Source organism: Deinococcus terrestris, assembly GCF_009377345.1.
Taxonomy (GTDB): domain Bacteria; phylum Deinococcota; class Deinococci; order Deinococcales; family Deinococcaceae; genus Deinococcus; species Deinococcus terrestris.
Genome location: NZ_WBSL01000001.1, coordinates 249,371 through 275,952 on the forward strand (window position 1 = coordinate 249,371; position 26,582 = coordinate 275,952).

The window sequence follows — 26,582 nt, forward strand, 5'->3', positions numbered from 1 at the left end:
TGGAGCCGTGGTCCTGAACCTTCTCCCGTCCTGTCCCCGGACGCTGACCTTTACGGCGTGGCGGTCGCCGCCTCGGTCGGCTTCCCCCCGCCCACGCTCAGCACCAGCGCGGCCCCGATCACCAGCGCCGCGCCCACCAGCGCGACGGCCGAGAGCCTCTCCCCGAACAGGGCGGCGGCGAGGCCAGCGGCCACCACGGGCTCCAGGCTGGCGATCACGCTGGCGCGGGTGGCGGGCAGGTGTTTCAACCCCGCGCTGTAGGCGAGGTAGGCGAAATAGGTGCTCAGCACCGCGATTCCCGCGAGGCTGGCCCACGCGGCGGGCGTCTTGGCGCCGAACTCCACGAAGGGCAGCAGCCCTAGCGCTCCCACCGGCAGGGCGACGGCGTACAGGGCGGCCGGGGCGTAGCGCCCGAAAAAGGCCTTGCCGTACAGGTAATACAGGCTGTAGGTCAGCCCCGAGAGCAGCCCCCACCCCAGCGCGGCCCCGGTCACGGTCACGCCCTGGCCCCCGCCCAGGCTGATCAGGGCGATGCCCCCCAGCGTGCCCGCGACGGCCAGCGCCTCCCGCCCCCCCAGCCGCTCGCGCAGCAGGCCCCAGCCCAGCAGCGCGACAAAGGCGGGCGCGGTGTACAGCAGCACCGACCCGAGGCTGGCCCCACCCGTCCGCACCGCCAGCTGGTACGCCCCGTAGAACACGCTCACCCCGACGAGACCGAAAAGGACGGTGGCCCCCAGATCCCGGCCACGCGGCAAGTCGGCGCGGGTCAGCCCGGCGTGCAGCGCGAAGAGGCCGCCCCCCAACGCGGCCCGCCAGAAGGCGACCTCCAGTGCGCCCACCCCCGCCCCCTGAGCGCCTTTTCCCAGAATTCCCAGCAGGCCCCACAGCACGGCGGCGGTCAGGATCAGCCCGGCGGGGGAGAGCTTCACGCCGGGGGCCGCCGCGAGCGCACGGTCGCCACCACCACCGCCAGGAGGCCCAGCCCGCCCAGCCCCGCCAGCGTCAGGGCACGGTTGTCGCGGGCGCGGCCCACCGGGGCCAGGGTGCCCCGCGTGAAGGGCGTCACGTCTCCTGCCGGGGCCAGCACGTCCACCGGAACGGGAGCCCCCGCGCGGCCCGCTTGCAGCACGGCCAGACCCGGAGCGGTGACCGGGCGCAGCACCCCGGCCGGGGTCAGGGGCGAGTACACGCTGGAGGTGACCCAGTAGGCGTACTGACCCGGCGGCACGGCCGCATCTATGACCAGCCGGTTGCCCTCCACCCGCACGCGGGGATCCTCCAGAGGCGTCGGCTCGTCACCAGCTTCCGCCACCCGCGTGAGTTGGCTCCCGAAGCCGGTCACCCGCAGGTGGTAGGTCCAGCCTGGCCCCCCGGTATTCAGCCGCAGGTCGGCCAGTTCTCGCTCGCCCCCCACGCTCCCGCCCACGAAGATGTCGGTCACGTTCGCGGAGAAGCCGGAGGGCGCCTGCCAGGGATTGTCCAGCCGCTCCAGCCCCACCGTGAAGCGCATCCCGTCTCCCGCAGGCCCGGCCTGGAAGGAGCGCAGGTCAAAGGCCGCCTCGGACATGGCGGGGCGCCGGGGCAGCACGTAGCCGCCGTCCCCCCGCGCGTCCCCGGCCGGATCGGGAACGGAAAGCAGCGTCCCCGTGAGCAGGGTGGCCGTCAGCAGCGTGAGCACGGGCGCCAGCATAGCTCAGGGGGTGCGGCTTTCAGAGCGTCACCCGTCTCGGCGTCAGGGCCACCAGCGCCTCGGCCAGCGCGTCGGGGTCGTGCCGGGCCTGCTCGCCGGGATGCAGCAGGGGCGCGTGGCGCAGCCGCCCGCGCAGGTCGCTCCCCACCGCGCCGGGGTCCAGCACCTCGGCTCCCTCCCCGGCGTAGCGGGCACGGACGGCAGGCGGAACCGGCGTGCTGTTCACCAGGACCCAGTCGGGCGTGCGCCGCAGGTGCCCCGTGACCGCGCCCACGTGGTCCCCCAGACCCAGCCCCGTCGTCTCGCCGGGTTCGGTCATCAGGCTGGCGACGTACACGACCGGGGCCGCCGACTCGCGAATCGCCCGCGCCACGTCCGGCACCAGCAGCGCGGGCAGGATGGAGGTAAAGAGGCTCCCCGGCCCCAGCACGATCAGCTCGGCCTGACGAATCGCGTCCAGCACGGCGGGCAGCGCGGGGAGGTCCGGGGGATCGAGGCGCACCGCCTCCACCCGCGCCTCGCCCACCTGCGCGGCCAGCCCGCTCTCGCCCCGGACCTCGCGCCCGTCCGAGAGCCGCGCCACCAGCGTGCTGGGCGTGGTCGTGGCCGGAAAGACCTGCCCGCGCACCCGCAGTACCTCGTGGACATCGCGCATGGCGTCCTGGAGGCCCCCCTGTTCCTCCGAGAGCGTGGCGAGCAGCAGGTTGCCGAAGGTGTGCCCCGCCAGTCCCTCGCCCCGGTCGAAGCGGTGCAGCAGCAGCCGCGCGAGCACCGGGCTATCCGAGAGCGCCGCGTAGCAGTCGGTCAGGTCGCCCGGCGCGATCATGTCCAGCGCCTCGCGCAGCCGCCCGCTCGACCCCCCGTCGTCCGAGACGGTCACGACCGCCGTGATGTTGCTGGTGTGCGCCTTGAGGCCGCTGAGCAGGTTGGACAGCCCCGTCCCACCCCCCACCGCCACGATGCGCGGGCCACGGGCCAGGGTGCGGGTGGAGTAGATCACGTCCAGCGCCTGATCGGGCGCGGTGCCCGTGGAGCGCAGCATGGAGCGGCTCAGCATCATGATGCTCAGCAGCGCCCCGGCCAGCGCCAGCGCCATCACGGTCATGCCGCCCACGTACAGGGGCATCACCTCCGGCGAGGTCAGCGCGTTGAGCCACAGAATCCAGCGCGTTGCCACGAAGTGCAGCGGCCCGGTCCAGGTGAAGTGCAAGAACCCCACCGCCCCGATCAGCGTGCAGATCACGAACAGCACCAGCCAGCGCTTGACCCCCAGCCCCGGCGCCAGCCACATCCGGGCGCGGCGGGCGCGGCCCGTCCGGGAACGCCGCCGCTCAGACTGGGGAAGAGGCGTCAAGCCTCCCCACCCACCCGCATGTCGCGGTGGTCGGCCACCTGGGCGCCCAGGTCCGCGAGGTCTGCTGCCAACCGCGCCGCCACCGCCACCGAGCGGTGCTGCCCCCCGGTGCAGCCGACCGCCACCGTGTACCCGTGCCGCCGTGCCGCCCGTGCCCGCTCGGCACTCGCCCGCACGAAGTCGCGCACCTCCTCGTAAAAGCGCTCGGATTCCCCGTCCTGAAAGACGTACCCGGCCACGTCCGCCTCCAGCCCAGTGCGGGGCCGCAGTTCGGGGACATAGTGGGGATTGGGCAGCGAGCGCACATCCACCACCAGGTCGGCGTCGCGCGGGGGCGTGTGCTTGAATCCGAAGCTCAGGAGCCGCAGGGCAAAGTCCTGTTCCAGACGGCAGGCCCGCAGCACCCGCTCCGAGAGCTGCGCCGGGGTAAGGGTGGTCGTGTCGATCACCGTATCTGCGATGGCCCGCAGGGGCGCGAGCAGATCGCGTTCGCGCTGAAAGTCCAGCATCAGGTTCTCGCCGAGCGGGTGTTCCCGGCGCGAGAGGTTGTAGCGCCGCAGCAAGACCTCCGAAGTTGCCTCCAGAAACAGCACCCGCAGGTCCTCGCGCCGCCGCGAGAGCCGCACGTAGCTGTCTTCCAGCGCACTCAGGAAGTCGCGGGTCCGCGCGTCCGTGCTCACCGCCACCCGCTCCAGCCCCCGCGCCGTGGCCAGGTCGTGCATGGATCCCCACAACTCGGGCGGGAGGTTGTCGGTGACGTAGAAGCCTGCGTCCTCCAGCGTCCGCAGCGCCGTGCTTTTGCCACTTCCCGACAGGCCGGAGACGATCACGAACATGCGGGCAGTCTAGGGCGTGGGGAGCAAGGCAGAGGGGCAGCAGGCTCTCGCCCCTGCCCCTCCCGTGCTCATCACCGACGCTTTACCGGACCTTCGTTCCGCTGGGCAGTTCCAGCCGCGTGCCCACCAGATCGAGGTTCCCGTGCTCGTCCTCGGCGGCGAGGATCATGCCCTGGGACTCGATCCCGCGCAGTTTGGCGGGCTTAAGGTTGGCGACCAGGATCACCCGGCGGCCCACCAGGTCTTCCGGCGCGAACCACTGGCGGATGCCGCTGACCACCGTGCGCGTCTCCTCACCCATCCGCACCGTCAGCTTGAGCAGTTTGTCGGCCTTGGGGACCGCCTCGGCCTCCACCACTTCCGCGATGCGGAGGTCCACCCGCGCGAAGTCGTCGATGGAGATCAGGTTCTCCGTGGGCGCCGCCGTTGCGGTGGGCTGGGCGGCGGGCTGCGGGGCGGGCATCGTTTCTGGAGTCTGGGTCATGGATGTCTTCTCCTTCTTGGGCTTGGCGGGGGGAGGGGTGGGGGCCGCGTCGCCCCCCGACTGCGGTTCCGGCTTGGGAAAGAGGACCGGGCCGCCGGGCACCTGGGTCCCCGCCGGAATCAGGCCCCAGGCCGACGCGAGCGGGTAACTCTGCCCCGCCAGCCCGAGCTGCGCCCGGAGTTCCTGGGCCTTGGCGGGAATTACGGCCTCCAGCGCCACGCTCGCCACCCGCAGGCCCTCGGCGGCGGTGTACAGCACGGTGTCGAGCCGCCGCTGCGTGTCCTCCGACTTCGCCAGCGTCCACGGGGCACTTTCCGCGATATAGCGGTTGAGGTCGCGCACGAAGTTCATGGCGGCCTCGATCGCCATGTTGATCTTCAGGTCGTCCACCAGCCGCAGCACCTCGCCGGGCAGGGCCAGCGCCGCCGCCTCGATCCGGTGCTCGCGCTCGCCGCGTTCCTGCGCCTGCGGCAGCACGCCGCCCCGGTACTTCTGAATCATGCTGACCGTGCGCGAGAGCAGGTTGCCGAGGTCGTTGGCGAGGTCGGAGTTCAGCCGCGAGACCAGAATCCCCTCCCCGTAGGGACTGTCGGCCCCCAGCGACGCCTCACGCAGCAGCGTGTAACGGATAGCGTCGGCGGGGTACTTCGCCACCAGTTCTTCCGGGTCGATGGCGTTGCCCAGGCTCTTACCCATCTTGCGCCCGTCCTCGGCGAGGATATGGCTGTGCACGACCAAGCGGCGGTACACGGGCAGCCCCGCCGCCCGCAGCATGGTGGGCCAGAAGACCGCGTGCGGCTTGAGGATGTCCTTGCCGATCACGTGCCACGCGGTCCCGATGGTCTGTTCGCCCATGCCGAGGCTGACCGGCCCCGAGGCGTAGCTCAGCAGCGCGTCGAACCACACGTAGGTCACGTGGTCGGGGTCCCAGGGCAGCTCGACGCCCCAGGGCACCCGGCTTTTGGGGCGCGAGATGCTCAGCGGCCCGATGGGTTCGCGCAGCATCTCCAGCACCTCGTTGCGGTACCCGGCCGGGCCGATAAAGTCGGGGTGGGTCTGGATGTGCTCCAGCAGCCACGCCTGATACTTCTCCATGCGGAAGAAGTAGTTGGCCTCCCGGCGGTGCTCCGGGGGGTCCTTGTCGCCGGGGAAACGGCGCACCCCGTCTGGCCCTTCGACCAGTTCCTTGTCAGTCACGTAACGCTCGGCGCCCACCGAGTACAGGCCGTCGTACTCGGCGAAGTAGATGTCGCCCGCGTCGTACACGCGCTGCAAAATCTCCTGCACGTAGCGCTTGTGGCGGTCTTCCGTCGTGCGGATAAAGTCGTCGTAGCTGATCTCCAGCCGGTCCCACAGCCCCCGGAAGCCCCGCAGCGCGAGGTCGTCCACAAAGGCCTGCGGGGTCTGCCCGCTCGCGGCGGCGGCCTTGGCGATCTTCTCGCCGTGCTCGTCGGTGCCGGTCAGGAAATGCACCCGGTCCCCGGCGAGGCGGCGGTAGCGGGCGATGGCGTCGGTCAGGATCTTCTCGTAGACGTGCCCGATGTGCGGCAGACCGTTGGCGTAGTCGATGGCGGTCGTGATGTAGAAGGTGGGCGGCTCGGCCCCCGTTGGTCTGGTCATGCTCGCTCTCTCCCCGCCCGGCACGCTCTGCTCTCACAGAGGGGGGCCGGGCAACCCCGTCAGGATACGGAAAATGGTCGGCATGGAGGAGGGGCGGGGCGGACTCTCGCGTCTCACCCCGCCCCTCCTGACCGACCTCAGGCGCGGGAGGGCATTCGCATGATCATGGTGAGGGCAGCGGTCATGGCCCCAGAGTTCCGCCTGAACGCTCCAGACAGTGTGAGTGGGGTCACAAGATAAGCCGATTCAGGTGCCTGCCCCACCCGGAGTTGACTTCAGGGTGATGCTGCGGGAGACCTGCCTGAAGCGCGGCAGCACGGCCTCCCGCATCTCGGCAGGCGCGAGGCCGACCACCCGCAGGTAGGGCCTACCGGGTGCCCCGTAGAGGATCGCCTGATAGACGAGCAGCTCCGCGCCCGACACGCTCAGCCCCCGCCCGACCGTCTCGTGCCACAGGTTGAGTCCCTGCCGCACGGTGGCCGTGCCCTCCACCTCAATGTCCGAGGCGAAGACGATGAACTCCAGCGCCCGCCGCGCGAACGCCTCGCGGCCAGCCGTAGCAGGGGAGGGGCTGGCCGAAACCACCATGCTGAGGTACGGTCCCCAGACTTCCAGGTCCTCCCCGAGAGCGTCGGGGTCGTCCCCGAGGACCAGAATGTCCAGGTCCGTGACATACAGCGGCTTGAACCCCGCCCGGTCCCCAATACGGTAGGGCTGGGCGGCGACCTGCGCTTCCAGGCTGGGGGGAGGGGCCGTCTGGGCGGCAGTCCCGCTTGAACCCAGCCCGGCGGCGAGGGTGGTCGTGAGGACGAGGGAGACGGCGCGGGCGAGCGCAGCGGACGAGGGCGGGTGAGGGCGTCTAGGCATGGGGGACCTCCAGGGGTTCAGGGGATGGGCGCCTTGGGGAGAAAGGAGAACGTTAGCGGGCCTTCCCCCGCCCTCCCGGTCTGCCGAGGGGCAGAGGGGTCCTTCCAGCGGTCATGATCGACACCTACTTCCCGTCTTGCAGCGTGTAGTCGCGCCCGCCGACGCGCAGGAGCCCGGTGGACACCTTGCCATCCTTCGGGCTGTCTCCCAGGAAGGCGAAGGAGCGCACCACCCGGCCGTCCGCGTATTTCAGCTCCAGCGTGTTGCCCACGAAGCGGTAGGTGCCGCCGCTGCTGCGCGAACTGGTGGTGGTCACGCCGCCCGTGGTGGTTCCCAGGGAATTTCCCGTGTCCGTGAAGGTGGCGCTGAAGCCCCCCGACGCCTCCCGCGAGAAGCGCCCGTCGGGGCTGAAGCGCAGGTAGGCTTCCGAGTAGCCGCTGTTCAGCCCGCCAATGGCGACCGAGGCGGAGAAACTGCGGTACGGTCCACTCAGCTTCAGTCCGGTCACCGGGCGAATGGCGATCAGGGTGGTGCCGCCCAGGTCGTAGTCGCCGTTCGCCTTCTTCTTCAGCGGCTCGGCCTTCTCATTCCCAATCTTCAGCATCCCGTTCTGGAAGGTGTAGACCTCGCACACGGGCAGGCCGTTGGGGTGGGTGCGCGAGCAGTCGGCGTCCTCCAGCCCGGTCTCGGGTTCGTCGGTGTAGACGTAGCCGTTCTTGTCGAAGATGTAGAAGTCCCAGCACAGGCCGCCGCAGCCCCCGTACCCCAGCGGGTCCACATTCCAGCTCGCGTAGGCCCCCGAGAGGCCGCCCGAGCCCTTCGGCGGGACGGGGGCCTTCGCCGTGCCGTAGCGGGGGATGGGCGTGGGCTTCACGACCACCCGGCACGTCAGCTTCTGGACGCCGCTGAAGCTCCGCTCGCCGTCCTCTTCCTCGCTGTACAGGGCGCGTTCGTCATCCCACGGGCCGCCCACGAAGTCCACGTCGCTCCAGCTCTCGTCCTGATCGCCCAGCAGGTTCACCGTATACCGCCCCTCGCCGCCGCCGAAGCGGTAGCGCTGCCCCGGCAACAGCTCCAGCGTCCCGGCGCTGCGGCCACTGCCATCCGTGGTCACGCACGGATACTGGCCGACCTTGGGCGTCTTGAGGGCGAATTCCAACTTGGCGAGGTTCTCGCGTGCCCCCGCCTGGTAGCACTCGTAGTCGCGTTCCTCGTCCCCCACGCCGACATCCATCAGGCTGAAGTCCTGCCCGTGGTCGCCAAAGACGAGGTACGGCTCGTAGGTATCCTCCAGCGGGCCGCTCCGCCACTTGATCCGGGAGAGACTGCCGTCCTTGCGCGTGCTGAAGGTGCCGCTTCCCAGCGCGGTGCGGTACTGGCCGCCCGGCAGAATCTGCACGGTCAGGTGGGGCCGCGCCACGTCGTCCCCCCCGCGTTCCTCGTAGCAGCGGAACTCGCCGGGAATCAGGGTCGCGGTGGGGTCGCCGCCCGCCTTCACGAACTCGGCGGCGTTCAGGGTCTTGACGGCGGGGAGGGCGGCTGCCTGAACGGGGGCGGCGAGGTTCACCGAGTCGGTCAGGGCGGTCAGGCCGGACTGATACCGCTCCACCAGCGCCAGACTGGACGCCTGAAACACCACGAACACCGCCCGCCGTTCCCGCCCCTGCCCCAGCTCGCCCGCGACGTAGAGGCGGTACTGGGTCTCGCCCGACTCGCCCACGACCACCGCCCCCTGCGAGAGCACCGTGGAGCCGCCCGCCGCCTGGTCTATCCCGGTCGTGGAGATGACCTTCAGGCCCTGCTGCACGCCCGCCACCCGGTCCGCGAACCAGTCGCGCAGGCTCCCGCTCAGGGGCACGTCGGGGGCCAGCAGCATATAGGCGGTCTGACCGGCGGGCAGGTTGCCGGGGATCAGGGCGACGATGCCCCTGTCGGTCTGCGCGGTCCAGCCGGGCGGCACCCGGTAGGTCAGGTTGCCAAGGCGCGGCGCGGTCTGGGCAGACGCGGCGGCCCACAGCCACAGGAGACACAAGCTGCACACCAGCCACAGCGAACGCACGGTCAAAGGCATCCTCTTTTCCTCCAGAAGTGTGAGCGGTGGGTCAACGGTACGCGCCGCCCCCGCCCACGGGATGAGAGGGCCGGGGCGGCAGGCCGTACACTGAACGGGCCTCCCCGACCTCTCCCCGCGAGGGCACCATGAACGAAACGGGCCTGAATGGGCTGACCGACCCTCCCGCTCCCCTCTGGTCTGGGTGCTGCGCGTGCTGGGGGGACTGCCGCTGTTCGCCTATCCCGCCGTGCTCCTCGCCAGCGTGATGCTGCTGGGCACGGACGACCCGAACAACCCGCCCGCCGCCCTCGTCGCCGTGAAACTGGCGTTCGGCTGGGGCACCGTCGCGTCCCCGCTGGTGTACTTCGGGAGTCTGGCGCTGGGGGAGCGGGCGGCCCGGCGGGGGGCAGACCGGGCCGACCTCGCCTGGAGTGCGGCGCCGCTGGTCTATCTGCTGGTACTCGTGGCCCTGGCCGTGCTGTGGGGGCGGCTGGATGGAACAGGGTGAAATCAGGCTCCCCGCCTGAGGCGCCGTCCCGGTCACCTTTCCCCCGGTTCTATGAGGGGCGGCCCCCTAAAATCAGATGTGTGATTGCCTACCTGAAAGGCACCGTGCGCGAGGTGCGCGACGCGAGTGCCGTGATCGTCGCCGGGGGCGTGGGCTACGAGGTCCACTGCCCGGCCTCCGCCCTGGGCAAATTGAGCGTGGGCGACGAGGCCGAGCTGAATATCCGCCACGTCGTGCGCGAGGACGCCCAGCTTCTCTTCGGCTTCAGTGACGCCGACAGCCTGCGCCTCTTCGACCTGCTCACCGGCGTGAGCGGGGTGGGGCCGAAGCTGGGGCTGGCGCTGCTGTCGGCCATGCCGGTGAGTGCGGTGGCGCAGGGCCTGCTCACGGGCGACGTGAAGCTGCTCTCCAGTGTGTCGGGCGTGGGCAAGAAGACCGCCGAGCGGCTGGTCCTGGAACTTCAGAACAAGGTGCCGGAGCATCTGGCCGCCGGGCCAGCGGGGGGCGGCGCGGCGCGGGCGGCGGCCCCCCCCACGACCGCCGGGCGCGACGCCATTGAGGCGCTGCTGGCGCTGGGCTTCCGCGAGGGGCAGGTGCGCGGGGTGGTGGCCGAGCTGCTCGCCGCCGACCCCGCCCAGAGCGCCGACGCCCTGATTCGCAAGGGCCTGGGCCGGTTGCGGTGACCCACGGCGAACCCAGCAGCGTCACCCTGCAAGACGGTCCCAGCGCCAACGAGCAGGCGGCCCCCGGTACCCCCGGGGAGCAGAAGGTTACCTGGCTGGAGCTGTTCTTCGACCTTACCTTCGTGGTGGCCTTTGACCAGCTCGCCAAGCGGCTGGGCGACGCGCCCTCGGGGATCAACCTCGTCAACTTTCTGGTGATGTTCGGGGCGGTGTGGTGGGCGTGGGCGGGCAACACCACTTTTGCGGCGCGGCACGGCAATCAGGAGCGGGTCTACCGCTGGGGCACGCTGGCGCAACTGCTCACCGTGGCGCTGATGGCGCTGTCCGAGCGGGGCGAACTCGCGGAGAACGGGCCGGTCTTCGCCGCCGCCTTCGCCGCCAACCGCCTGATTCTGGTCGCCATGCACGGGCTGATGATCCGCAAGAACCCCGACGTGGCCGCATTCGCCCGCCCGCTGATGACCGGATACGGGCTGGCCGCGCTGCTCTGGCTGGGCAGCGCCTTCCTGGGCGGCACCACGCAACTCGTGGCCTGGGGGGTGGCGCTCGCCGTGGACCTCGTGACGCCGCTGCTGATCAAGGACCGTCACGGCCACGCGCTGCCGCATCAGGAGCACCTGCCCGAGCGGGTGGGCCTGCTCCAGATCATCGCGCTGGGCAACATCGTGACCGAGCTGGTGGCGGGGGGACGGCAGCGGCCTCTGACCGTGCCGGACCTCGCGCCCTCCCTGTTCGCGCTGCTGGCGGCGGTGGGGCTGTGGCGGCTGTACTTCGATCAGGCCCGCGCCCTTCCGGTGCTGGAGGCGCACCGCCGGGGCCGGGTGGGGTCGTTCCTGATGTGGCTCTACGGGCACATCCCCTTCACGCTGGGGCTGGTGATGCTGGCGGTCGGGATGGGCCACGGCATCAGCGACACCGAGAATGTCCGTGACGCGGTGAACCTGCAACTCGTGGTGTGGTCGCTCTTCTCGCTGCTGTTCTCGCTCGCGCTGCTGCGCTTCACGGCGCTGCGGCTCTCGCACCGCCGGGTCGGGCGCGACCGCAGCCTGGTCGCGCTGCTGGGGGCGCTGGCAGTCACGGCGGGCCTCTCGCTGACCGACCTGGGCAGCCTGCCCCTGCACGCGGCGGTGGCCGCCTTGTGCCTGGGGCTGGCGGCGATCACCGCGACCGACCCCGCCACCGAGCACCTCGGCGACCTGGAGGAGCGGCTGGGGGCGGGCGGGTCGCCGCTGTAACCCGCCCTATTCGACCAGCACCGCGCCGCCCAGGTCCTCCAACGCCCGCACGAGGAGCACCTGGGCGCCGGGGAGGTTCAGGACCAGCAGGTCGGCCAGTTCCTGTTCCGCGTCTCCGGGCGGCTGCACGATGAGGGCACCCAGGCCGGGGCGCACCTCCAGCTCGGTTCCGGCGGCCCGCAGGATGAGGTGGGGGTCGCGGGGCAGCCGCAGCCGGGTGCAGGTGCCGTCCCCTGTGAGCGTGGCCTCGCCCCCGGCGACGGGCTGCGCGGCGCGGGGCAGAGGCTCGCGGGCCGCGAGGACGGCCCCGCGCAGCCGGAGGGCGGCTTCTTCTCCCAGGTCCAGCCGGGCGCGGGCCTGTTCCAGCACGGCGTCCAGCTCGGCGGGGGAGAGGCGGGCGGCGCGGGCGTGCAGGGCGGCCGCCCCCTTGCGGGCCAGGGTCAGCAGGGCACCCGGCGGGGCGGCGGCGTAGCGGGCGGCGCTGCGGGGTCCCAGGGCGTCCAGATCGACCGGAGCGCCGCGCAGCACGCCCGCGACCGCACGGGCGAGGCGCAGGCCCGCGTAGCCCTCGTCCGGGCGCAGCAGCGCGGCCACGATCCGCACCTGCGCGGCGAGGTCAGCCAGCCCCGGCCCCGGCGGCGTGAGCCAGTCCAGGGTCAGGTACGCCCCGCTGAGGCTCAGCCGCAGCGCCGCCTCCCCGGGGGCGAGCGGCCCCAGCGGCAGGGTCTGGACCCGCTCGGCGGCGGGGCGCTCGGGGTGCAGCAGGGCCACCGTCCGGCCGCCCGGTCCCTCGACGAGCAGTTGCCAGCCTGCCCCCACCCGCTGCCAGGTGAGGTCCAGGCCCTGCCAGGTGGCTTCGCGCCCCCCCGCGAGGTGCAGGGTCAGCGAATTGGCCCCCGGCGCGGGAGCCGCCAGCGCCGCGCGGGGCGTGGCCGCGTACAGGATCGCGCCGCCGGGCAGATCGGTGCCGGGGGCCAGGCTGGGCGAGGGGGCCGCCTCCATCAGGGTGTCCAGCCGCCGCCGCACCTCGGCCGCCGCCTCGCGCAGCACCGGGCGTTCGTGGGTGCCTTGCCCGGCGGGGTGGGCTTCCCGCAGCGCCCGCACCAGCTCGTCCCGCGCGGCCGGGGCCAGCGGCTCGCGCTCGGCGGCCCGCAGATGCGCGGCGAGCACGTCCGCGTCGGCATGGCGGGGCAGCGGCTCGGCCTCCAGGACCAGCAGGGCCGAACGCAGCCGCGCCCAGCCGGAGTGGGTGCCCATCAGCGCGGCCACCCCGTGCAGCAGGTCACGGGCGACGGCGGGGCGGTCCAGCGACACCAGCGGGTCCCCGGCGGCGGGCACGGCGGCCCCGCCGCTCTGGCCCTGCGCGGCCCGCTCGGCGCTCTCGGCGGCGGCGTGCAGCACCCGCAGCCCCGGCTGTCCCCGCTGCGCGAGCCACTCGCGGCCCATCCGCTCCAGCCCGGCCCGCAGCTCGCGCTCCCAGCGCAGGCCACGCAGTTCGGCCCAGGCGCGGACCTCGGCGGGGTCGGCGGGGGCCGACTCGTCGGGGGTTCCCACCGCCCGTGGGGCAGGTGCCCCAGCGGGCAGGGTCGACGGCGCGGGCGCGTCCTCCCCTGCCCGGTAGGCCCGGTAGAGGCGGTCGGCGGCCCGTAGGCGCCGGGTCAGACCGGGGTCGAGGGGGGCAGCCTGAAGGCGGGTGCGCAACTCGCCCAGCGCCCGCAACCCCCCCCTGGGGCGGCCCCCCGCCCGCACGTCGGCCACCCGGTACTCGTACAGCTCGACGAGTTCGGCCCACACGGTCTGCTGCGTCACGCGGCCCACTGTAGAGGCGGGACTCTGACAGGATTCGGACCCGGCTCCCCCCCCATTCGCGCTGCGCCGCGCCGCCGGGGTTCGCTATAACGGGGGTACCGATGTTGCCCTGCCCCGCCGCCCCGCTCCCCCTCCCGCCCGCCCGGAGCCTCCGTTGACCCCCGACGCGCTGCCCGGCGGGAGCCTGCCCAACCTGCTGCTGCTCGCGGGGCTCTTTGCGGCGGGGCTACTGCTGTTCGTGCGGCTGCCCGAGCGGGCGCTGGCGGTACTGGCCGCCGTCCTCGCGGCGGGGCTGGCGGTGGGCCTGCTGGTCCTGGGCCTGGGGGCCGGAACCCCCGAACGGGCGCAGGCGGCGCTGGTGGCGGCGGCCGTGCTGCTGATGGGTGCCCCGCTGGTGGTGTCGGGCGGAAGCGCGGCCCTCTTCCGGCGGCGCCCGGTGCGGGTGCAGCGCACCGAACGGGTGGCCCCGCCCCGCTCGGCCACCCCGCTCCCCGACCTGCACTTTCAGGACTACGAGGTGCTCGAACGGGTGGGCATCGGCGGCATGGGCAGCGTCTACCGCGCCCGGCACCGCTCAGACGGGCGGACGGTGGCGCTGAAGGTCCCGCAGGACAAGTACCTCGCGGACACCAAGTTCGTGCGCCGCTTCTACCGGGAAGCCGAGGTCCTGAAGCGCTTCAACCACCCCGGCATCGTGCGGGTCTACGACTTCCGGATGGAGGATCCCGAGCACTACATCGCCATGGAGTTTCTCGACGGCGAGAGCCTGGAAACCCTGATGGACCGCGAGCGGCTTCCCTTCTCCGAGGCCGTGCAGGTCGTGCGGGCGCTCGCGGACGCCCTGCGTCACATCCACATGCAGAACGTGATTCACCGTGACATCAAGCCCGCCAACGTGATGGTCCTGAAGGGCGCTTTCCGGGACGGGCGGCTGCGCGAGGGCGGCGTCAAGTTGATGGACTTCGGGATCGCGGTGGGCAAGGTCCTGACCCGGCTCACCATGACGGGAGCGCGGGTCGGCACGCCCATCTACATGGCCCCCGAGCAGGCCAAGGGGGGCCGGGTGGACGCCCGCAGCGACGTGTACTCGCTGGGGCTGCTCGCCTACGAACTCGCCACCGGAGACACTGCCTTCAAGGGCAGCTACGAGGCAGTCGTGCACCAGCAGGTCTTCGAGGCCCCCAAGCCCCCCAAGCAGGTGCGGCTGGAGGTGCCCGGCAAGCTCAGCGACCTGATTCTGCACATGATCGAGAAAGACCCCGCCCAGCGCCCTGGCCTCGACGAGGTGATCGCCCGCATCGACGCCGGGGTGCTGGAGGACGAAACCTTCAGCGACCCCTGGGCGCTGGCCCTCGGCGTGGAGGAACGCCGGGGCACCCTGCGGCTGCTCGACCTCTCGGGCAAGCTGCGCCTCAGCCTGCGCGACGGGCCGGGGAGCCCCTCCCTGGCAACCGGGCAGGAAGCTGCCGCGCCCGGCCTTCCCGCCGCGCCGCGTGCGCTGGCCGCCGACGACGCGGGTCACCTCTATGCCGCTGTCCTCGACTATGGCCGGGCGGGCACGGCGGGCCTGATCCGGCAGCTTGCCCCCGACGGCACCGAGCTGCGGAGCTTCGGACGCTACGGCCTGGGCGACGGCGAACTGCTCGACCCCGTCAGCCTCGCCTGGGCGGGGGGGCAGCTCTATGTCCTCGACGGCGAGGCGCTGCGGGTCAATGTGTACAGCCCGGCGGGCGAGTTCCGGGGCTCCTTCGGCGGGCGTGGGACCGGGCCGGGCACCTTCGAGGCCCCGCGCACCGTGGCTGCGACGCCGGGCGGCGAGGTGCTGGTGCTGGACATGGGGCGGCGCGAGGTGGGCCGCTTTTCCCCCACGGGCGAGTACCGGGGCCGCTACGCCTTCCGCCTCGACCGGGGCTCGGAGGGCCTGCGCGAGCTGGAGGGGCTGGCGGCGGGGGCCGACGGCACCGTCTATATCGTGGACGGAGTGGCCCGCAAGGTCCGGCGCATCGACCCCAGCGGCACCCCCAGCGGCGCGTTCTCCCTCGAACCCCTGGTGGGCGAACCCGCCTCCGCCCCGTGGCTGCTGCAACCCGGCCCCGAGGGGCAACTCTACGCCGTGCGGCAGGGCGGCCAGATGCTGCGGACCTTCAGCGCGGCGGGCGACCTCGTCTCCACCCGCGACATGTACACCCCGGTCCTCGCGCTGACCCTGCTGCCCCGCCCGCCGGGAGAGAATCCGGCATGAGCCGCCTGCCGCCGCTGACCCTCTACACCCGCCGGGGCTGCCGCCTGTGCGAGCAGGCCGAGGAGCGGCTGCGGTTGCTCGACTTCGCCTACGAGCCGGTGGACGTGGACACTGATCCCGCCCTGCGTGCTCGCTACGGCGACGACGTGCCCGTGCTCGCCGCCGGGGAGCGCGTGCTGCTCAAAGGCGTCTTGAGCCGTGCTCGCCTGAGCGGGCTGAAGCTGCGGCTGCTGCGCGAGGTGGGCGGCAGGGGGTGAGTCAGGGCCAGTTCTGGTCGCCCCCCCGCGCTATCGTGCCCCCATGAGTTGGCTAGACCGCCTGCGCCAGGGCCTGAGCAAGACCCGGCAGCAGATCAACGACACCGCCGGGAACCTCGGCACCGACCTCCGCGAGACCCTGACCACCCGCCTCGACAGCATCGAGGACCTCGAATACGCCCTGATCGCCGCCGACGTGGGCCGCGCCGCCACCGAGGAAATCCTCTCGGACATCCGCGCGAGCAACAAATCCAACCTGCAAGACGCGCTGATGGAGGCGCTGACCCTGCAACTCGAACCCGACTTGCGCCGGGCGCAGTTCCGGCAGCTCGGTTTCACGCCCGACGCCCGCCGCACCGTCGTGGACCCGCGCGGGCACGTGGTCATGGTGGTGGGGGTCAACGGGGTGGGCAAGACCACCACCATCGCCAAGCTGGGCGAGTACTACCTCGGGCGGGGCCGCAGCGTGATGTTCGCCGCCGGGGACACCTTCCGCGCGGCGGCGGGAGCACAGCTCGGCGTGTGGGGCGAGCGCCTGGGCATCCCGGTCGTGCAGGGGCCAGAGGGTGGGGACCCCGCTGCCGTCGCCTATGACGCTGCCGCCGCCCGCGCCGCGCGGGGCACCGACCTGCTGTTCGTGGACACCGCCGGGCGGCTGCACACCAAGCACAACCTGATGGAAGAGCTGAAAAAGGTCCGCCGTGTCATCGACAAGGCCGACCCCGGCGAACCTGCCGACGTGTGGCTGGTGCTGGACGCCGTGACCGGGCAAAACGGCCTCGCGCAGGCCAAGAAGTTCCACGAGGCCACGCCGCTCACCGGGGTCATCGTGACCAAGCTCGACGGCACGGCCAAGGGCGGCATCCTGGTCCCCATCGTCCGGGAACTCGGCGTGCCCATCAAGTTCATCGGGGTGGGGGAGGGGGCGCACGACCTCCAGCCCTTCAATCCGCAGGAGTTCGTGCGGGCGCTGTTCGATGTGGACGTGCCGAGGGACTGAACCGCTCTCCGCCGTCAGCTCCCCTATCCCGCCCCCACTCGCTCCCGGCCCCGCGCCGTAGCATGGCTGCCTATGCCCGCCCACCGCACCGCTGCCGTGACCCGCACGACGGGGGAAACCGACCTCACGGTCACGCTGAACCTCGACTCGCCCGCCTACGACGCCCCCGCGACCGGGCACCCCTTTTTCGACCACATGCTCGACGCGCTGGCCCGGCACTCGCGCCTGGGCCTGAGCGTCAAGGGTCAGGGCGACCTGCACGTCGAGCCGCATCACCTGATCGAGGACACCGGCATCACGCTGGGGCAGGCGCTCACCCAGGCGCTGGGGGACCGCCGGGGCACCGAGCGCTACGGGTCGGCCTTCGTGCCCATGGACGAGACGCTGGCGCACGTGGTCGTGGACCTCTCGGGGCGGGCGCACCTCGCCTTCGAGCCGGAGACGCTGGACGTGTGGGGCACGGCGGGCGGCATGACCCACTACCACCTGCGCGAGTTCCTGCGGGGGTTCTGTAATCACGGCGGCGTGACCCTGCACGTGCGCCTGCTCGCGGGCCGCGAGGCCCACCACGTCATCGAGGCGGTCATGAAGGCGCTGGCGCGGGCGTTGCGCGACGCGGTGCGGGTCACGTCAGACGACCTCGCCTCCACGAAAGGAGTCCTGTGAGCCTCCCCGAAGTCCTTCTCCTCGACTACGGCGCGGGCAATGTCCGCTCGGCCGCCCGCGCCCTGGAACGCGCCGGGATGCAGGTTCGCGTCTCCGACGACCCCGCCGACGTGCCGCACGCTCCCGCGCTGGTGGTGCCCGGTCAGGGCCACTTCCGGCAGGTCATGGAAGCCTTCGACCGCCATGGCTTTCACGGCCCGGTCACCGAGGCGGCGCGGGGCGGTGTGCCCCTGCTGGGCATCTGCGTGGGCATGCAGATGCTGCTCTCGGGGTCGGAGGAGGCGCCCGGCTTGCCGGGTCTGGACCTCGTGCCGGGCACCGTGCGCCGCTTCGATGTGTCACCCGGCCAGAAGGTCCCGCAAATGGGCTGGAACAGCCTCGACAAGGTGGGCGACTCGCCGCTCTTGCGTGACCTCGCCTGCCCCGCCTACGCCTACTTTGTCCACTCGTACTACGTGCCCCTCGACGTGGAGGTGGATGCGGGCGCCCTGACCGAGTACGGGGTTCCCTTCTGGTCGGCCTTCAGCGCGGGCAATCTGCACGCGACCCAATTCCACCCGGAAAAGAGCGGCGCGGTGGGGCTGGCGATTCTGGAGCGTTTCCGGCGGTATGTGTTGGAAGGGGCCTCCAGCGACCAGCCACCAGCGGCCAGCCCGTCCTGAGCCTCTGCTCAAGCCTTCATGGCGGGCGACTGGAAGCTGACCGCTGACCGCTCCCCCCGCTACACTCCCCCCCATGAGTGCCCCCCGCCCGCCCCTGCCCCTCGACCACGAGCACCTGCAAAAGCTGGTCACTGCCGACCTCGTGCGGCCCGACCACCTGCTGGGGGCGCATCCGGTCACCGAAGGCGGTGTGGAGGGCGTGCGCTTCGCGGTGTGGGCGCCCAACGCCGGGCACGTCAGTGTGGTGGGCGACTTCAACGGCTGGAACGGGTTCGACCACCCCATGCAGCGCCTTGCCTTCGGCTTCTGGGGCGTGTTCGTGCCGGGAGCCATGCCAGGGCAGCGCTACAAGTTCCGGGTCACGGGCGCGGACGGGCGGACGGTGGACAAGTCCGACCCCTACGGCCTGCACATGGAGGTCCGGCCCGACACCGCCAGCGTGGTCTGGCAGCCCGCCTTCGAGTGGACCGACAGCGACTGGATGGCCGCGCGGGGCGTGGGCTATGACCGCCCGGTCAGCATCTACGAGGCTCACGTCGGCTCGTGGGCGCGGCGGGACGACGGCGGCTTCCTGAACTACCGCGAGCTGGCGCACCGGCTGGCCGACTACGTGACGTGGCTGGGCTACACCCACGTCGAGCTGTTGGGCGTGATGGAGCATCCCTTCGACGGGTCGTGGGGCTATCAGGTGACCGGCTACTACGCCCCGACCAGCCGCCTGGGCACGCCCGACGACTTCGCGTACCTCGTCAACCACCTGCATGAGCGGGGGGTCGGCGTCCTGCTCGACTGGGTGCCGGGGCATTTTCCTACCGACGAGTCGGGCCTGGCCCGCTTCGACGGCGCCCCACTCTACGAGTACGCCGATCCCCGCAAGGGCTTTCACCACGACTGGAACACGTACATCTTCGACTACGGCCGCAACGAGGTCGTGATGTTCCTGATCGGCTCGGCGCTGAAGTGGCTTCAGGACTTCCACGTGGACGGCCTGCGGGTGGACGCGGTGGCCTCCATGCTGTACCTCGACTTCTCGCGCACCGAGTGGGTGCCCAACATTCACGGAGGGCGCGAGAATCTGGAGGCCATCGCCTTTCTCAAGCGGCTGAACGAGGTCGTGCACCACATGGCGCCCGGCGCCGTGATGGTCGCGGAGGAGAGCACCTCCTTTCCGGGTGTGACGGCCCCCGCGCCCTTCGGTCTGGGCTTTGACTATAAGTGGGCGATGGGCTGGATGAACGACAGCCTGTTCTACTTCGAGCAGGACCCGCTGTGGCGCAGGCACCACCACCACAAGCTGACCTTTTTCAATGCCTACCGCACCTCCGAGAAGTTCATCCTGGCGATCAGCCACGACGAGGTGGTGCACCTCAAGAAATCGCTGGTCCTGAAGATGCCCGGCGACTGGTACGCGCAGCGGGCGGGCTACCGCGCCTTTCTGGCGCTGATGTGGACCACGCCCGGCAAGAAACTGCTGTTCATGGGCCAAGAGTTCGCGCAGCCGACCGAGTGGAACCATGACGTATCGCTGCCCTGGCACCTCGCCGAACACCCGGACCACCGGGGCGTGCTGGAGCTGGTGCGGCGGCTCAACGGCCTGTACGTGGGGCGGCCCGACCTCCACACCGGGGACATGCTGGACGAGGGAATGCTGTGGGTGAGCGCGGACGATACAGAGGCCAGTGTGTACGCCTTTGTTCGCCGCGATCCGCAGGGCACCGCGTGGAGCCTCGTCGTCGCCAACCTCACGCCCGTCTACCGGGAAAGCTATCCAGTGGGCGTGCCCCAGGGCGGCGAGTACCGCGTGGTCCTCTCCACCGACGACGGCGAGTTCGGCGGGTTCGGTACCCAGCAGCCGGACCTGACGGCCCATGAGGAGGGCTGGCACGGGCAGACGCACCACCTGCGGCTGAACCTGCCGCCCCTGAGCGTGCTGGTGCTGGAGCCGGACCCCGCATGAGCGGCCCGCGCCCCGGCCCCGACCCCCTGACCGCCGTGAGCCTGCTGCTGCTGGTGGGGGTGGCTGTGCTGCTGCTGGTGCCGCTGCTGGGCGGGCCGCTGCCCAGCCCCTACCTCGTGGTGGGGCTGCTGCTGGCCCGGCTGGTGGTTCAGATTCTGCGGGCACAGCGGCGGCCCGAACTCAAACGCCCGGCGGCGTGGGCGTTTGACCTGCTCCTGATTGGGCTGCTGCTGTGGGTGGCGGCCAACCGGGGCTAGGGATGTTCCGGCGACCCCACCGCCTCCGCAGCGTCTACGAGCGGATGCTGGGCACCGAGCTGGAACTCCAGATTGTCGCGGGCACCCGCCCCCAGGCTGAGGCCGCCGAATGCGCCGCGCTGGACGAGGTGGACCGACTCGCGGGGATGCTCAACCGCTTTGACCCGGCGAGCGAGTTCTCACGCTGGGCGGCGACCGAGGGGCTTCCCACTCCCCTCAGCCCGGAGTTGCGGCAGGTGCTGGAGCAGGCCGAGCTCTGGCGGGAACGCTCGGGCGGGGCCTTTCACCCCGGCGCGGACGCTCTGGGGGCGCTGTGGGCGGCGGCGGCGGCGAAGGGCGAGCGGCCCGACCCCCAGGCCCTGGCGAACGTGATCGCCGCCCTGCGCTCGCCGCTGTGGACCCTGCACCCGGACGGCACGGCGACCCGGCACGGCTCCCTGACTTTTGGCCTCAATGCGCTTGCCAAAGGCTTCATCGTGGACCGGGCGGCGGAGACGGCGTACGGCGCTCCGGGCGTGCGGGCGGTGCTCGTCAACGTGGGCGGCGACCTGCGGACCCTGGGGGGGCGGGGGCTGACGGTGGCGGTGGCCGACCCCTTTACCGCCCGCGACGACGCGCCGCCCCTGGCACGGGTCAGGGTGAGGGATGGAGCACTCGCCACCAGCGGCGGGGCACACCGGGGCTACCGCATCGGCCCGGCGTGGCACTCGCACCTGCTCGACCCCCGCAGCGGCCAACCCGTGTCGGAGGTGCCCGGCGTGACCGTCACCGCCCCCGACTGCCTGACCGCCGACGCCCTCGCCACCGTCCTGAGCGTGCTGGACGTGGGCGCGGGCCTCACCCTCGTGGACGCCACGCCGGGCGCCGCCGCCCTGCTGGTGACGCGGGAGGGGAAGCGGCACGCGAGCGGGCGCTGGGGGAAGGGATAAGCGGGCCTCCTGTGGAACAGCCCTGTGCGGGGTGCAGGGGAAGGGGCCGGGCACCTGGACAGGTTGGCGTCTCTGGTCTGGCGGCAAGCTCTATCCTTGACCGACATTTCAACCTCTGCCGCGTACCCTCGCAAGTCCACCGCCATCTGGCGGGGGGGCCTCTTCCGTCCGCTCTGCTCGTCCCTCATCCCCACCTCTAACCGTGCATTAACCGGGTCGGCCCAAGCTCCCGGAATCCTTCATTCCCCCCACATCCCCGGAGGTTTCCTATGTCCACCCTGCCCCCTGACCCCACTCCCGCCGACACCCGCCGTTCCTTTCTGGGCAAGCTCGCCGCTGCGGGCGCGGTGTTGACCCTGGGCCGCTTCTTTCCGGCGGGAGCCGCCGCCGCGACGCCCGCGTGGGTGAAAGGCATGGCCCTGGACATCACCTTCAGCGTGGCGACGGCGGCGAGCGGGCGGGTCAAGCGGCCCTACGTGGCCGTGTGGATCGAGGATTCGGCGGGGAAACCCGTAAGGACCCTGAGCCTGTGGGTGCAGACCACCGGGCGCGGGCCGCGCTGGATTCCCGACCTGCGGCGCTGGTACCGGGGCAACTCGGACCTGCTGGACACCGTGAGCAGCGCTACGCGCAACCCCGGCACTTACGCGGTCGCCTGGGACGGCAAGACCGACCGGGGGGCGGTCGCTCCGCGTGGCGACTATTACGTCTGTATAGAATCAGCCCGCGAACACGGCCCCTACAGCCTGGTGCGCGAGAAGGTCACCCTGGGCGCGAGTGCGTTTAAAAAGGACCTGGGCACCGACGGCGACATCGGGGCGGCGCGTGTCTCTTACGCCAGGGCCTGAAGCCGCCTCCGCCCGCCCCGCCCCGCGTCCGCGCTCGGCCAAGGCCCGCGCCAACGCCTGGGCACGCACCCTGCACACCTACACTTCCATGATCAGCCTGCTCGCGGTGCTGTTTTTCGCGGTCACCGGGGTCACGCTCAACCACCCCGACTGGGCTTTCGGGAGTGCCGAGACGCGCCGCGAGGTCACGGGTACCCTCCCGGCAGGCTGGATTCAAGGCGGGGAGGTGAACTGGCTGACCGTCGCGGAGGAACTGCGGGCACGCCACGGCTTGCGCGGTCGGGCGGGGGACACACGGGTGGACGAGACGGAGGCCAGCCTCAGCTTCAAGGCCCCCGGCTACGGGGCGGATGCCTTTATCGATACGGCGACCGGGCAGTACACCCTCACGGTGGACGCCCAGGGGGCGGTGGCGGTCCTCAACGACCTGCACCGGGGCCGCGACTCCGGGCGGGCCTGGGCGTGGCTGATTGACGTGAGCGGCGCCTTGCTGGCGCTGGTGGCCGTGACCGGGCTGGTGATTCTCCTGTACCTCAAGAAGACGCGCGGCAAGGCCCTCGCGGTGATGCTGGGCGGCACCGTGCTCACCGGGCTGCTGATGTGGCGGGCGATGGGCTAGCCCTCCGCGTGTGCGGCCCGCCCCACCACCGCGTACAGCGGGTCCGAGCGCCCCGGCCGGGGACTGCGGTCCAGCCCTACGATGTCCCGGAAGTTCCCCGCCATTCGCAGCAACTCCTCCACGAGCGCGACGTGCCCGGCGTCGTCCAGCGCGTGCCAGACCGCGACCGCCTTGGTCGGAAAGCAGCGGTTGGAAAAGGTGATGACTACTGGCGCTCCCGGCTTCAGCACCCGCCCGACCTCGCGCAGCACAATCACCGGGTCGGTGAGGTAGTCAATGGAGACGCAGATGCCACAGCCGTCAAAACTCGCCGTCTTGAAGGGCAGCCTGGGGTCCGTGTTGAGGTTCTGCACCACCCGCCGCGTCAGCCGGGGATTGCGCTCCAGTTCGGCGCGGTTGAGGCCCACTCCGGTCACGCCCGCATACTCGACCTCAGGCGGGAGGTGACTGACCCAGGAACTCATCAGGTCGAGGATGTGGCCGCCGGGCGGGAAGTATTCGCGGTAGAGCCCCGTGACGGCGGCAATCGCCGCGTCGTCGATGTGGGTCACGAAGCGGGGCTGGGCGTAGAAGCGCTCGTCGGGCGTCTCGTCCACCCGGCGGAAGGCTTCGGGCGGCAATTCGGGTCGGGGGCGGTCGGGCATGGCCCAGACTGTCATCCCGCCGCCCGGCAGACGGCAAGCGGGGGCACAGGCCGGAAGTTGTCTACACGCCTCCCCGCGCTCAGAGCCTGTGTGGGCGCTATCCTCCCCCCCATGACCTCCTTCGGTGCGTGGTGGTGGCCCAGTTTCACCTGGGTCTGACGCGCCGTATCTCCATAGCCCCCGACGCGCCCAGGTGGAACTCCCACCGGGCGCTCTTCTGTTGTTCCCAGGAGCCCCATGACCCAGACGCATCCCAAACCCCTCGCCGTCGCCGTGCAGGAGCTCAACGCCGACCTCGACACGCCCGTCACCGCCTACCTCAAGGTGGCGCGGGGGGAGGCGGTCAGCTTCCTGCTGGAGAGCGTGGAGGCGGGCGAGAAACTGGGCCGCTATTCCTTCATCGGAGTGGGGGAGGCGGGGCGCTTCACGTACCGGACCGGGCGGGTGACGAGTTCAGGCGTGTTCGGCAGCTTTGACGGCCCCGAAACCGACCCCCTCGCCCGGCTGTATGCGGCGGCGACCCGGCCCGCGCCGCTGCCCGAGGGGCTGCCCGCCTTTATCGGTGGCGCGGTGGGCTACGCGGCCTACGACGTGGTACGGGCCTACGAGCGATTGCCGGACGGAAACCCCAACGAGTTGAACGTGCCCGACGCCCTCTTCGTCGCGCCGCGCGGCATGGTGATTTTTGACCACCTGCGCCACCGCCTAACCGTGGTGGCGACCGCCGAGGCCCAGGCCGACGCCGACGCGGTGGTCGCTGACCTCGCCGCCCGGCTGCGCGGTCCCCTCTCCGACGTGCCCGGCCGCGACCCGGCCTCCGCGCCCCATTTCACCAGCAACTTCACCCCGGAAGGCTTCATGGACGCGGTAGAGCGGGCACTGGAATACATCCGCGCCGGGGACATCTTTCAGGTCGTGCCCTCGCAGCGGTTCAGTGCGGAGTTGGGCGACCTGCACCCCTTCGCCCTCTACCGTGCCCTGCGGCGGGTGAACCCCAGCCCGTACTTGGGCTACCTCGCGCTGGGGGACGTGACGCTGGTGGCCTCCAGCCCCGAGAGCCTGCTGCGCTCGGACGGCCACGCGCTCGTCACCCGGCCCATCGCCGGGACGCGGCGGCGCGGCGAGACGCCGGAGCAGGACGACCGCCTGGCTGCCGAACTCCTCGCCGACGAGAAGGAGCGGGCCGAGCACCTGATGCTCCTCGACCTCGGGCGCAACGACCTCGGGCGGGTCAGCCGCTACGGGACGGTGCGGGTGGAGGGGGCCTACTCGGTCGAGCGCTACAGCCACGTCATGCACATCGTCTCGACCGTGACGGGCGAGTTGAGGGAGGGGCAGACGCCGCTGCACGCCCTGGCTTCCGTCCTGCCGATGGGCACGGTGTCGGGAGCGCCCAAGATTCGCGCGATGGAGATCATTGACGAACTCGAACCTGTGCGCCGGGGGCCGTATGGGGGGGCCTTCGGCTATATCGCCCTCGATGGAAGCCTCGACATGGCCCTCACCCTGCGGACGATGGTGATTACAAATGGGAGGGTTCACATTCAGGCCGGGGCGGGCGTGGTGGCCGACAGCGACCCCGCGAGCGAGGAGGCCGAGACACGGGGCAAGGCAGCGGCGCTGATGCGGGCCGTCGAGTTGGCGGCGGGCGGGCTATGAGACCGGAGTCGCCTTCCCTGACCCCTCCCCGCCCCCTCCCAGGAGACTTCACCGTGACATTCAACTTCCCCCTGTCCGTCCTGCTGATCGACAACTACGACTCTTTCACCTACAACCTCGTCCAGTCCCTCGGGGAGCTGGGGTGCGAGGTCACCGTATGGCGCAACGATGCCTTCACGCTGGACGACGTGTGGGCGCTGAATCCCGACGCCATCGTCGTGTCGCCCGGTCCCTGCACTCCGCGCGAGGCGGGGCAGAGCGTGGCCGTCATCCGTGAACTGGGGCCGCAATTCCCCACCCTCGGCGTATGCCTGGGGCACCAGAGCATCGGGGAGGCGTTCGGGGCGCGGGTCGAGCGGGCGCGGCGGCCCGTGCACGGCAAGACCAGCCCGGTGCGGCATGAGGGCACGGGCCTCTTCGCGGGGTTGCCGGAGGAGGTGCCCGTCACCCGCTACCATTCGCTGGTGGTCCGTGACCTGCCCCCCGAACTCGTGCCCGTCGCCTGGACGACCGACCCCGAAGAGGAGGTGCTGATGGCCCTGCGCCACCGCGACTACCCGGTCTACGGGGTGCAGTTTCACCCCGAGTCGGTCGCCACCGAGGGCGGGATGGCCCTGCTCGCCAACTTCCTGACGCTGGTGCGGGAATACCGGGCCGGGGCGGAGGTGAACGCGTGACCGCCGCCAGCGACCCCCGCACCCTGCACCTGCGCCTGATGAACGGCGAGGCCCTGCCTCAGGCCGACGCCGCCGCCTTCATGCGCGAGGTGATGGAGGGCAGCGTGAGCGGGGTGCGCCTCGCCGCCGCCCTGGCCGCCCTGCGCGTGCGCGGCGAGACGCCGGAGGAAATCGCGGGCTTCGCGCAGGCGATGCGGGAAAACGCCGTCCAGGTGCAGGTCGAACCCCGCGACGTGCTGCTGGACGTGGTGGGCACGGGCGGCGACGGGGCGCATACCTTCAACATCTCCACGACGACCGCCTTCGTGGTGGCCGCCGCCGGGGTCCCGGTCGCCAAGCACGGCAACCGCGCCGCGAGCAGCCGGGCTGGAAGCGCGGACGTGCTTGAAGCGTTGGGCGTCAACCTCGATGCCCCACCCGAAGTCGTCGCGGACGGCATCAACGGTCTGGGCATCGGCTTCATGTTCGCCCGCAACTACCATCCGGCCCTGCGGCACGCTGCGCCCGTCCGCGCTGAACTCGCCGCCCGCACCGTCTTCAACATCCTGGGGCCGCTCTCCAACCCGGCAGGGGCCACCCACCTCGTTGTGGGGGTCTACCGCCCGGAACTGACGCACACGCTGGCCGAGGTGCTGCGGCTGCTGGGTGCGAAGGGGGCCACCGTGGTCTACGGTGACGGCCTCGACGAGTTCACCGTCTGCGGCCCGAACACGGTCACGGGGCTGCGAGACGGCGAGGTGATCGACCGGGTGGTTCCGGCGGCCGAGGCGGGCGTAGAGGAGCACTCCCGTGCGGCCATTGTGGGCGGCAGCCCCTCCGAGAACGCCGAGATTACCCGCTCTCTCCTCACGGGCGGCGGCACTCCGGCGCAGCGCGACATCGTGGCGCTGAACGTGGGCGCAGCGCTGAGGACCGCCGGACGGGTCGCCAGCATCCGCGAAGGAGTAGCACAGGCCCGCGAGGTCATGGCGAGCGGCGCGGCGTGGGACCTGCTCCAGCGGTACGCGGCGCACACGCGGCAGTAGG

25 protein-coding genes are annotated in these 26,582 nt (G+C 71.5%); 16 read left to right on the plus strand and 9 right to left on the minus strand.

What is annotated here, in order from left to right; genetic code table 11:
• Positions 1-50 precede the first annotated feature (50 nt).
• The 7 genes from F8S09_RS01305 to F8S09_RS01335 form a co-directional block, all read right to left on the minus strand.
• Positions 51-929, minus strand: a complete 879-nt coding sequence (locus F8S09_RS01305) for a DMT family transporter (RefSeq protein ID WP_322618412.1) — start codon at positions 927-929, stop codon at positions 51-53.
• On the minus strand, positions 926-1,678 hold the full coding sequence (locus F8S09_RS01310; RefSeq protein WP_322618413.1) for a glucodextranase DOMON-like domain-containing protein: 753 nt from the start codon (positions 1,676-1,678) through the stop codon (positions 926-928). Before F8S09_RS01310 ends, F8S09_RS01305 begins: the two co-directional genes overlap by 4 nt.
• 31 nt (positions 1,679-1,709) lie before the next feature.
• Positions 1,710-2,981, minus strand: coding sequence for a gluconeogenesis factor YvcK family protein (locus F8S09_RS01315; protein WP_152869870.1), 1,272 nt, complete (start codon positions 2,979-2,981; stop codon positions 1,710-1,712).
• 59 nt (positions 2,982-3,040) lie between these two features.
• Entirely contained in the window at positions 3,041-3,880 is an 840-nt protein-coding gene (gene rapZ / locus F8S09_RS01320; protein ID WP_152868280.1) for an RNase adapter RapZ, read from the minus strand.
• Positions 3,881-3,962: 82 nt separating this feature from the next.
• A complete protein-coding gene (gene metG / locus F8S09_RS01325) occupies positions 3,963-5,984 on the minus strand; it encodes a methionine--tRNA ligase (RefSeq protein WP_152868282.1) in 2,022 nt (673 codons plus the stop codon).
• Positions 5,985-6,230: 246 nt separating this feature from the next.
• A complete protein-coding gene (locus F8S09_RS01330; protein WP_152868284.1) occupies positions 6,231-6,851 on the minus strand; it encodes a hypothetical protein in 621 nt (206 codons plus the stop codon).
• Between the two features lie 124 nt (positions 6,852-6,975).
• A complete protein-coding gene (locus tag F8S09_RS01335) occupies positions 6,976-8,916 on the minus strand; it encodes a hypothetical protein (RefSeq protein WP_152868286.1) in 1,941 nt (646 codons plus the stop codon).
• A gap of 190 nt (positions 8,917-9,106) precedes the next feature.
• On the opposite strand from F8S09_RS01335, the gene F8S09_RS01340 reads away from it, so the two are divergent.
• From F8S09_RS01340 to F8S09_RS01350, 3 genes are all read left to right on the plus strand, one after another.
• On the plus strand, positions 9,107-9,412 hold the full coding sequence (locus F8S09_RS01340) for a hypothetical protein (RefSeq protein WP_152868288.1): 306 nt from the start codon (positions 9,107-9,109) through the stop codon (positions 9,410-9,412).
• An 80-nt stretch (positions 9,413-9,492) separates the two neighbouring features.
• Positions 9,493-10,095, plus strand: coding sequence for a Holliday junction branch migration protein RuvA (gene ruvA, locus F8S09_RS01345; RefSeq protein ID WP_322618414.1), 603 nt, complete (start codon positions 9,493-9,495; stop codon positions 10,093-10,095).
• Positions 10,092-11,330: a low temperature requirement protein A gene (locus F8S09_RS01350; protein WP_322618415.1), complete on the plus strand. Its 1,239-nt coding sequence runs from the start codon at positions 10,092-10,094 to the stop codon at positions 11,328-11,330. Before ruvA ends, F8S09_RS01350 begins: the two co-directional genes overlap by 4 nt.
• A 6-nt stretch (positions 11,331-11,336) precedes the next feature.
• On the opposite strand, the gene F8S09_RS01355 is transcribed toward F8S09_RS01350, so the two are convergent.
• Positions 11,337-13,139, minus strand: coding sequence for a hypothetical protein (locus F8S09_RS01355; RefSeq protein ID WP_152868290.1), 1,803 nt, complete (start codon positions 13,137-13,139; stop codon positions 11,337-11,339).
• Positions 13,140-13,293: 154 nt separating this feature from the next.
• Between F8S09_RS01355 and F8S09_RS01360 the strand changes: the two genes are divergently transcribed.
• The 10 genes from F8S09_RS01360 (at position 13,294) to F8S09_RS01405 (ending at position 22,576) form a co-directional block, all read left to right on the plus strand.
• On the plus strand, positions 13,294-15,381 hold the full coding sequence (locus F8S09_RS01360) for a protein kinase domain-containing protein (RefSeq protein WP_227978424.1): 2,088 nt from the start codon (positions 13,294-13,296) through the stop codon (positions 15,379-15,381).
• Positions 15,378-15,638 carry a glutaredoxin family protein gene (locus tag F8S09_RS01365; RefSeq protein WP_152868292.1) on the plus strand — a complete coding sequence of 87 codons (261 nt, stop codon included), beginning with the start codon at positions 15,378-15,380 and terminating at the stop codon, positions 15,636-15,638. The genes F8S09_RS01360 and F8S09_RS01365 overlap by 4 nt, the downstream gene beginning before the upstream one ends.
• Positions 15,639-15,681: 43 nt before the next feature.
• Complete coding sequence (gene ftsY, locus F8S09_RS01370; protein WP_152868294.1) at positions 15,682-16,638, plus strand: signal recognition particle-docking protein FtsY; 957 nt, start codon at positions 15,682-15,684, stop codon at positions 16,636-16,638.
• 72 nt (positions 16,639-16,710) lie between these two features.
• On the plus strand, positions 16,711-17,304 hold the full coding sequence (hisB, locus tag F8S09_RS01375) for an imidazoleglycerol-phosphate dehydratase HisB (RefSeq protein ID WP_152868295.1): 594 nt from the start codon (positions 16,711-16,713) through the stop codon (positions 17,302-17,304).
• Positions 17,301-17,966: an imidazole glycerol phosphate synthase subunit HisH gene (gene hisH / locus F8S09_RS01380; protein WP_322618416.1), complete on the plus strand. Its 666-nt coding sequence runs from the start codon at positions 17,301-17,303 to the stop codon at positions 17,964-17,966. Before hisB ends, hisH begins: the two co-directional genes overlap by 4 nt.
• Before the next feature lie 73 nt (positions 17,967-18,039).
• Positions 18,040-19,923, plus strand: coding sequence for a 1,4-alpha-glucan branching enzyme (locus tag F8S09_RS01385; protein ID WP_152868297.1), 1,884 nt, complete (start codon positions 18,040-18,042; stop codon positions 19,921-19,923).
• Entirely contained in the window at positions 19,920-20,180 is a 261-nt protein-coding gene (locus F8S09_RS01390; protein WP_152868299.1) for a hypothetical protein, read from the plus strand. Before F8S09_RS01385 ends, F8S09_RS01390 begins: the two co-directional genes overlap by 4 nt.
• A gap of 2 nt (positions 20,181-20,182) precedes the next feature.
• A complete protein-coding gene (locus tag F8S09_RS01395) occupies positions 20,183-21,109 on the plus strand; it encodes an FAD:protein FMN transferase (RefSeq protein WP_152868301.1) in 927 nt (308 codons plus the stop codon).
• Between the two features lie 269 nt (positions 21,110-21,378).
• Positions 21,379-21,957 carry a DUF2271 domain-containing protein gene (locus tag F8S09_RS01400; protein WP_152868304.1) on the plus strand — a complete coding sequence of 193 codons (579 nt, stop codon included), beginning with the start codon at positions 21,379-21,381 and terminating at the stop codon, positions 21,955-21,957.
• Positions 21,935-22,576, plus strand: coding sequence for a PepSY-associated TM helix domain-containing protein (locus F8S09_RS01405; RefSeq protein WP_322618417.1), 642 nt, complete (start codon positions 21,935-21,937; stop codon positions 22,574-22,576). The genes F8S09_RS01400 and F8S09_RS01405 overlap by 23 nt, the downstream gene beginning before the upstream one ends.
• Here F8S09_RS01405 and F8S09_RS01410 read toward each other — a convergent pair.
• Positions 22,573-23,220: a class I SAM-dependent methyltransferase gene (locus tag F8S09_RS01410; protein ID WP_152868306.1), complete on the minus strand. Its 648-nt coding sequence runs from the start codon at positions 23,218-23,220 to the stop codon at positions 22,573-22,575. The two genes, F8S09_RS01405 and F8S09_RS01410, sit on opposite strands and share 4 nt — an antisense overlap.
• Before the next feature lie 237 nt (positions 23,221-23,457).
• On the opposite strand from F8S09_RS01410, the gene trpE reads away from it, so the two are divergent.
• From trpE to trpD, 3 genes are read left to right on the plus strand one after another with little or no spacing between them, the layout of a single operon-like run.
• On the plus strand, positions 23,458-24,879 hold the full coding sequence (gene trpE, locus F8S09_RS01415; protein WP_152868308.1) for an anthranilate synthase component I: 1,422 nt from the start codon (positions 23,458-23,460) through the stop codon (positions 24,877-24,879).
• 53 nt (positions 24,880-24,932) lie between these two features.
• Positions 24,933-25,556, plus strand: a complete 624-nt coding sequence (locus tag F8S09_RS01420) for an anthranilate synthase component II (RefSeq protein ID WP_322618418.1) — start codon at positions 24,933-24,935, stop codon at positions 25,554-25,556.
• Positions 25,557-25,594: 38 nt separating this feature from the next.
• Positions 25,595-26,581 (plus strand): anthranilate phosphoribosyltransferase, encoded by a 987-nt coding sequence (gene trpD / locus F8S09_RS01425; protein WP_152869879.1) that lies wholly within the window; start codon positions 25,595-25,597, stop codon positions 26,579-26,581.
• Position 26,582 lies beyond the last annotated feature (1 nt).

What these genes read in the sequence shown, in the direction of transcription:
- F8S09_RS01390 (WP_152868299.1), top strand. Translation starts at nt 19,920, where the DNA reads ATGAGCGGCCCGCGCCCCGGCCCCGACCCCCTGACCGCCGTGAGCCTG.
- F8S09_RS01400 (WP_152868304.1), top strand. Translation starts at nt 21,379, where the DNA reads ATGTCCACCCTGCCCCCTGACCCCACTCCCGCCGACACCCGCCGTTCC.
- F8S09_RS01365 (WP_152868292.1), top strand. Translation starts at nt 15,378, where the DNA reads ATGAGCCGCCTGCCGCCGCTGACCCTCTACACCCGCCGGGGCTGCCGC.
- trpE (WP_152868308.1), top strand. Translation starts at nt 23,458, where the DNA reads ATGACCCAGACGCATCCCAAACCCCTCGCCGTCGCCGTGCAGGAGCTC.
- F8S09_RS01395 (WP_152868301.1), top strand. Translation starts at nt 20,183, where the DNA reads ATGTTCCGGCGACCCCACCGCCTCCGCAGCGTCTACGAGCGGATGCTG.
- trpD (WP_152869879.1), top strand. Translation starts at nt 25,595, where the DNA reads ATGAACGGCGAGGCCCTGCCTCAGGCCGACGCCGCCGCCTTCATGCGC.
- F8S09_RS01330 (WP_152868284.1), bottom strand. Translation starts at nt 6,851, where the DNA reads ATGCCTAGACGCCCTCACCCGCCCTCGTCCGCTGCGCTCGCCCGCGCC.
- F8S09_RS01385 (WP_152868297.1), top strand. Translation starts at nt 18,040, where the DNA reads ATGAGTGCCCCCCGCCCGCCCCTGCCCCTCGACCACGAGCACCTGCAA.
- F8S09_RS01410 (WP_152868306.1), bottom strand. Translation starts at nt 23,220, where the DNA reads ATGCCCGACCGCCCCCGACCCGAATTGCCGCCCGAAGCCTTCCGCCGG.
- hisB (WP_152868295.1), top strand. Translation starts at nt 16,711, where the DNA reads ATGCCCGCCCACCGCACCGCTGCCGTGACCCGCACGACGGGGGAAACC.
- metG (WP_152868282.1), bottom strand. Translation starts at nt 5,984, where the DNA reads ATGACCAGACCAACGGGGGCCGAGCCGCCCACCTTCTACATCACGACC.
- rapZ (WP_152868280.1), bottom strand. Translation starts at nt 3,880, where the DNA reads ATGTTCGTGATCGTCTCCGGCCTGTCGGGAAGTGGCAAAAGCACGGCG.
- F8S09_RS01315 (WP_152869870.1), bottom strand. Translation starts at nt 2,981, where the DNA reads ATGTGGCTGGCGCCGGGGCTGGGGGTCAAGCGCTGGCTGGTGCTGTTC.
- ftsY (WP_152868294.1), top strand. Translation starts at nt 15,682, where the DNA reads ATGAGTTGGCTAGACCGCCTGCGCCAGGGCCTGAGCAAGACCCGGCAG.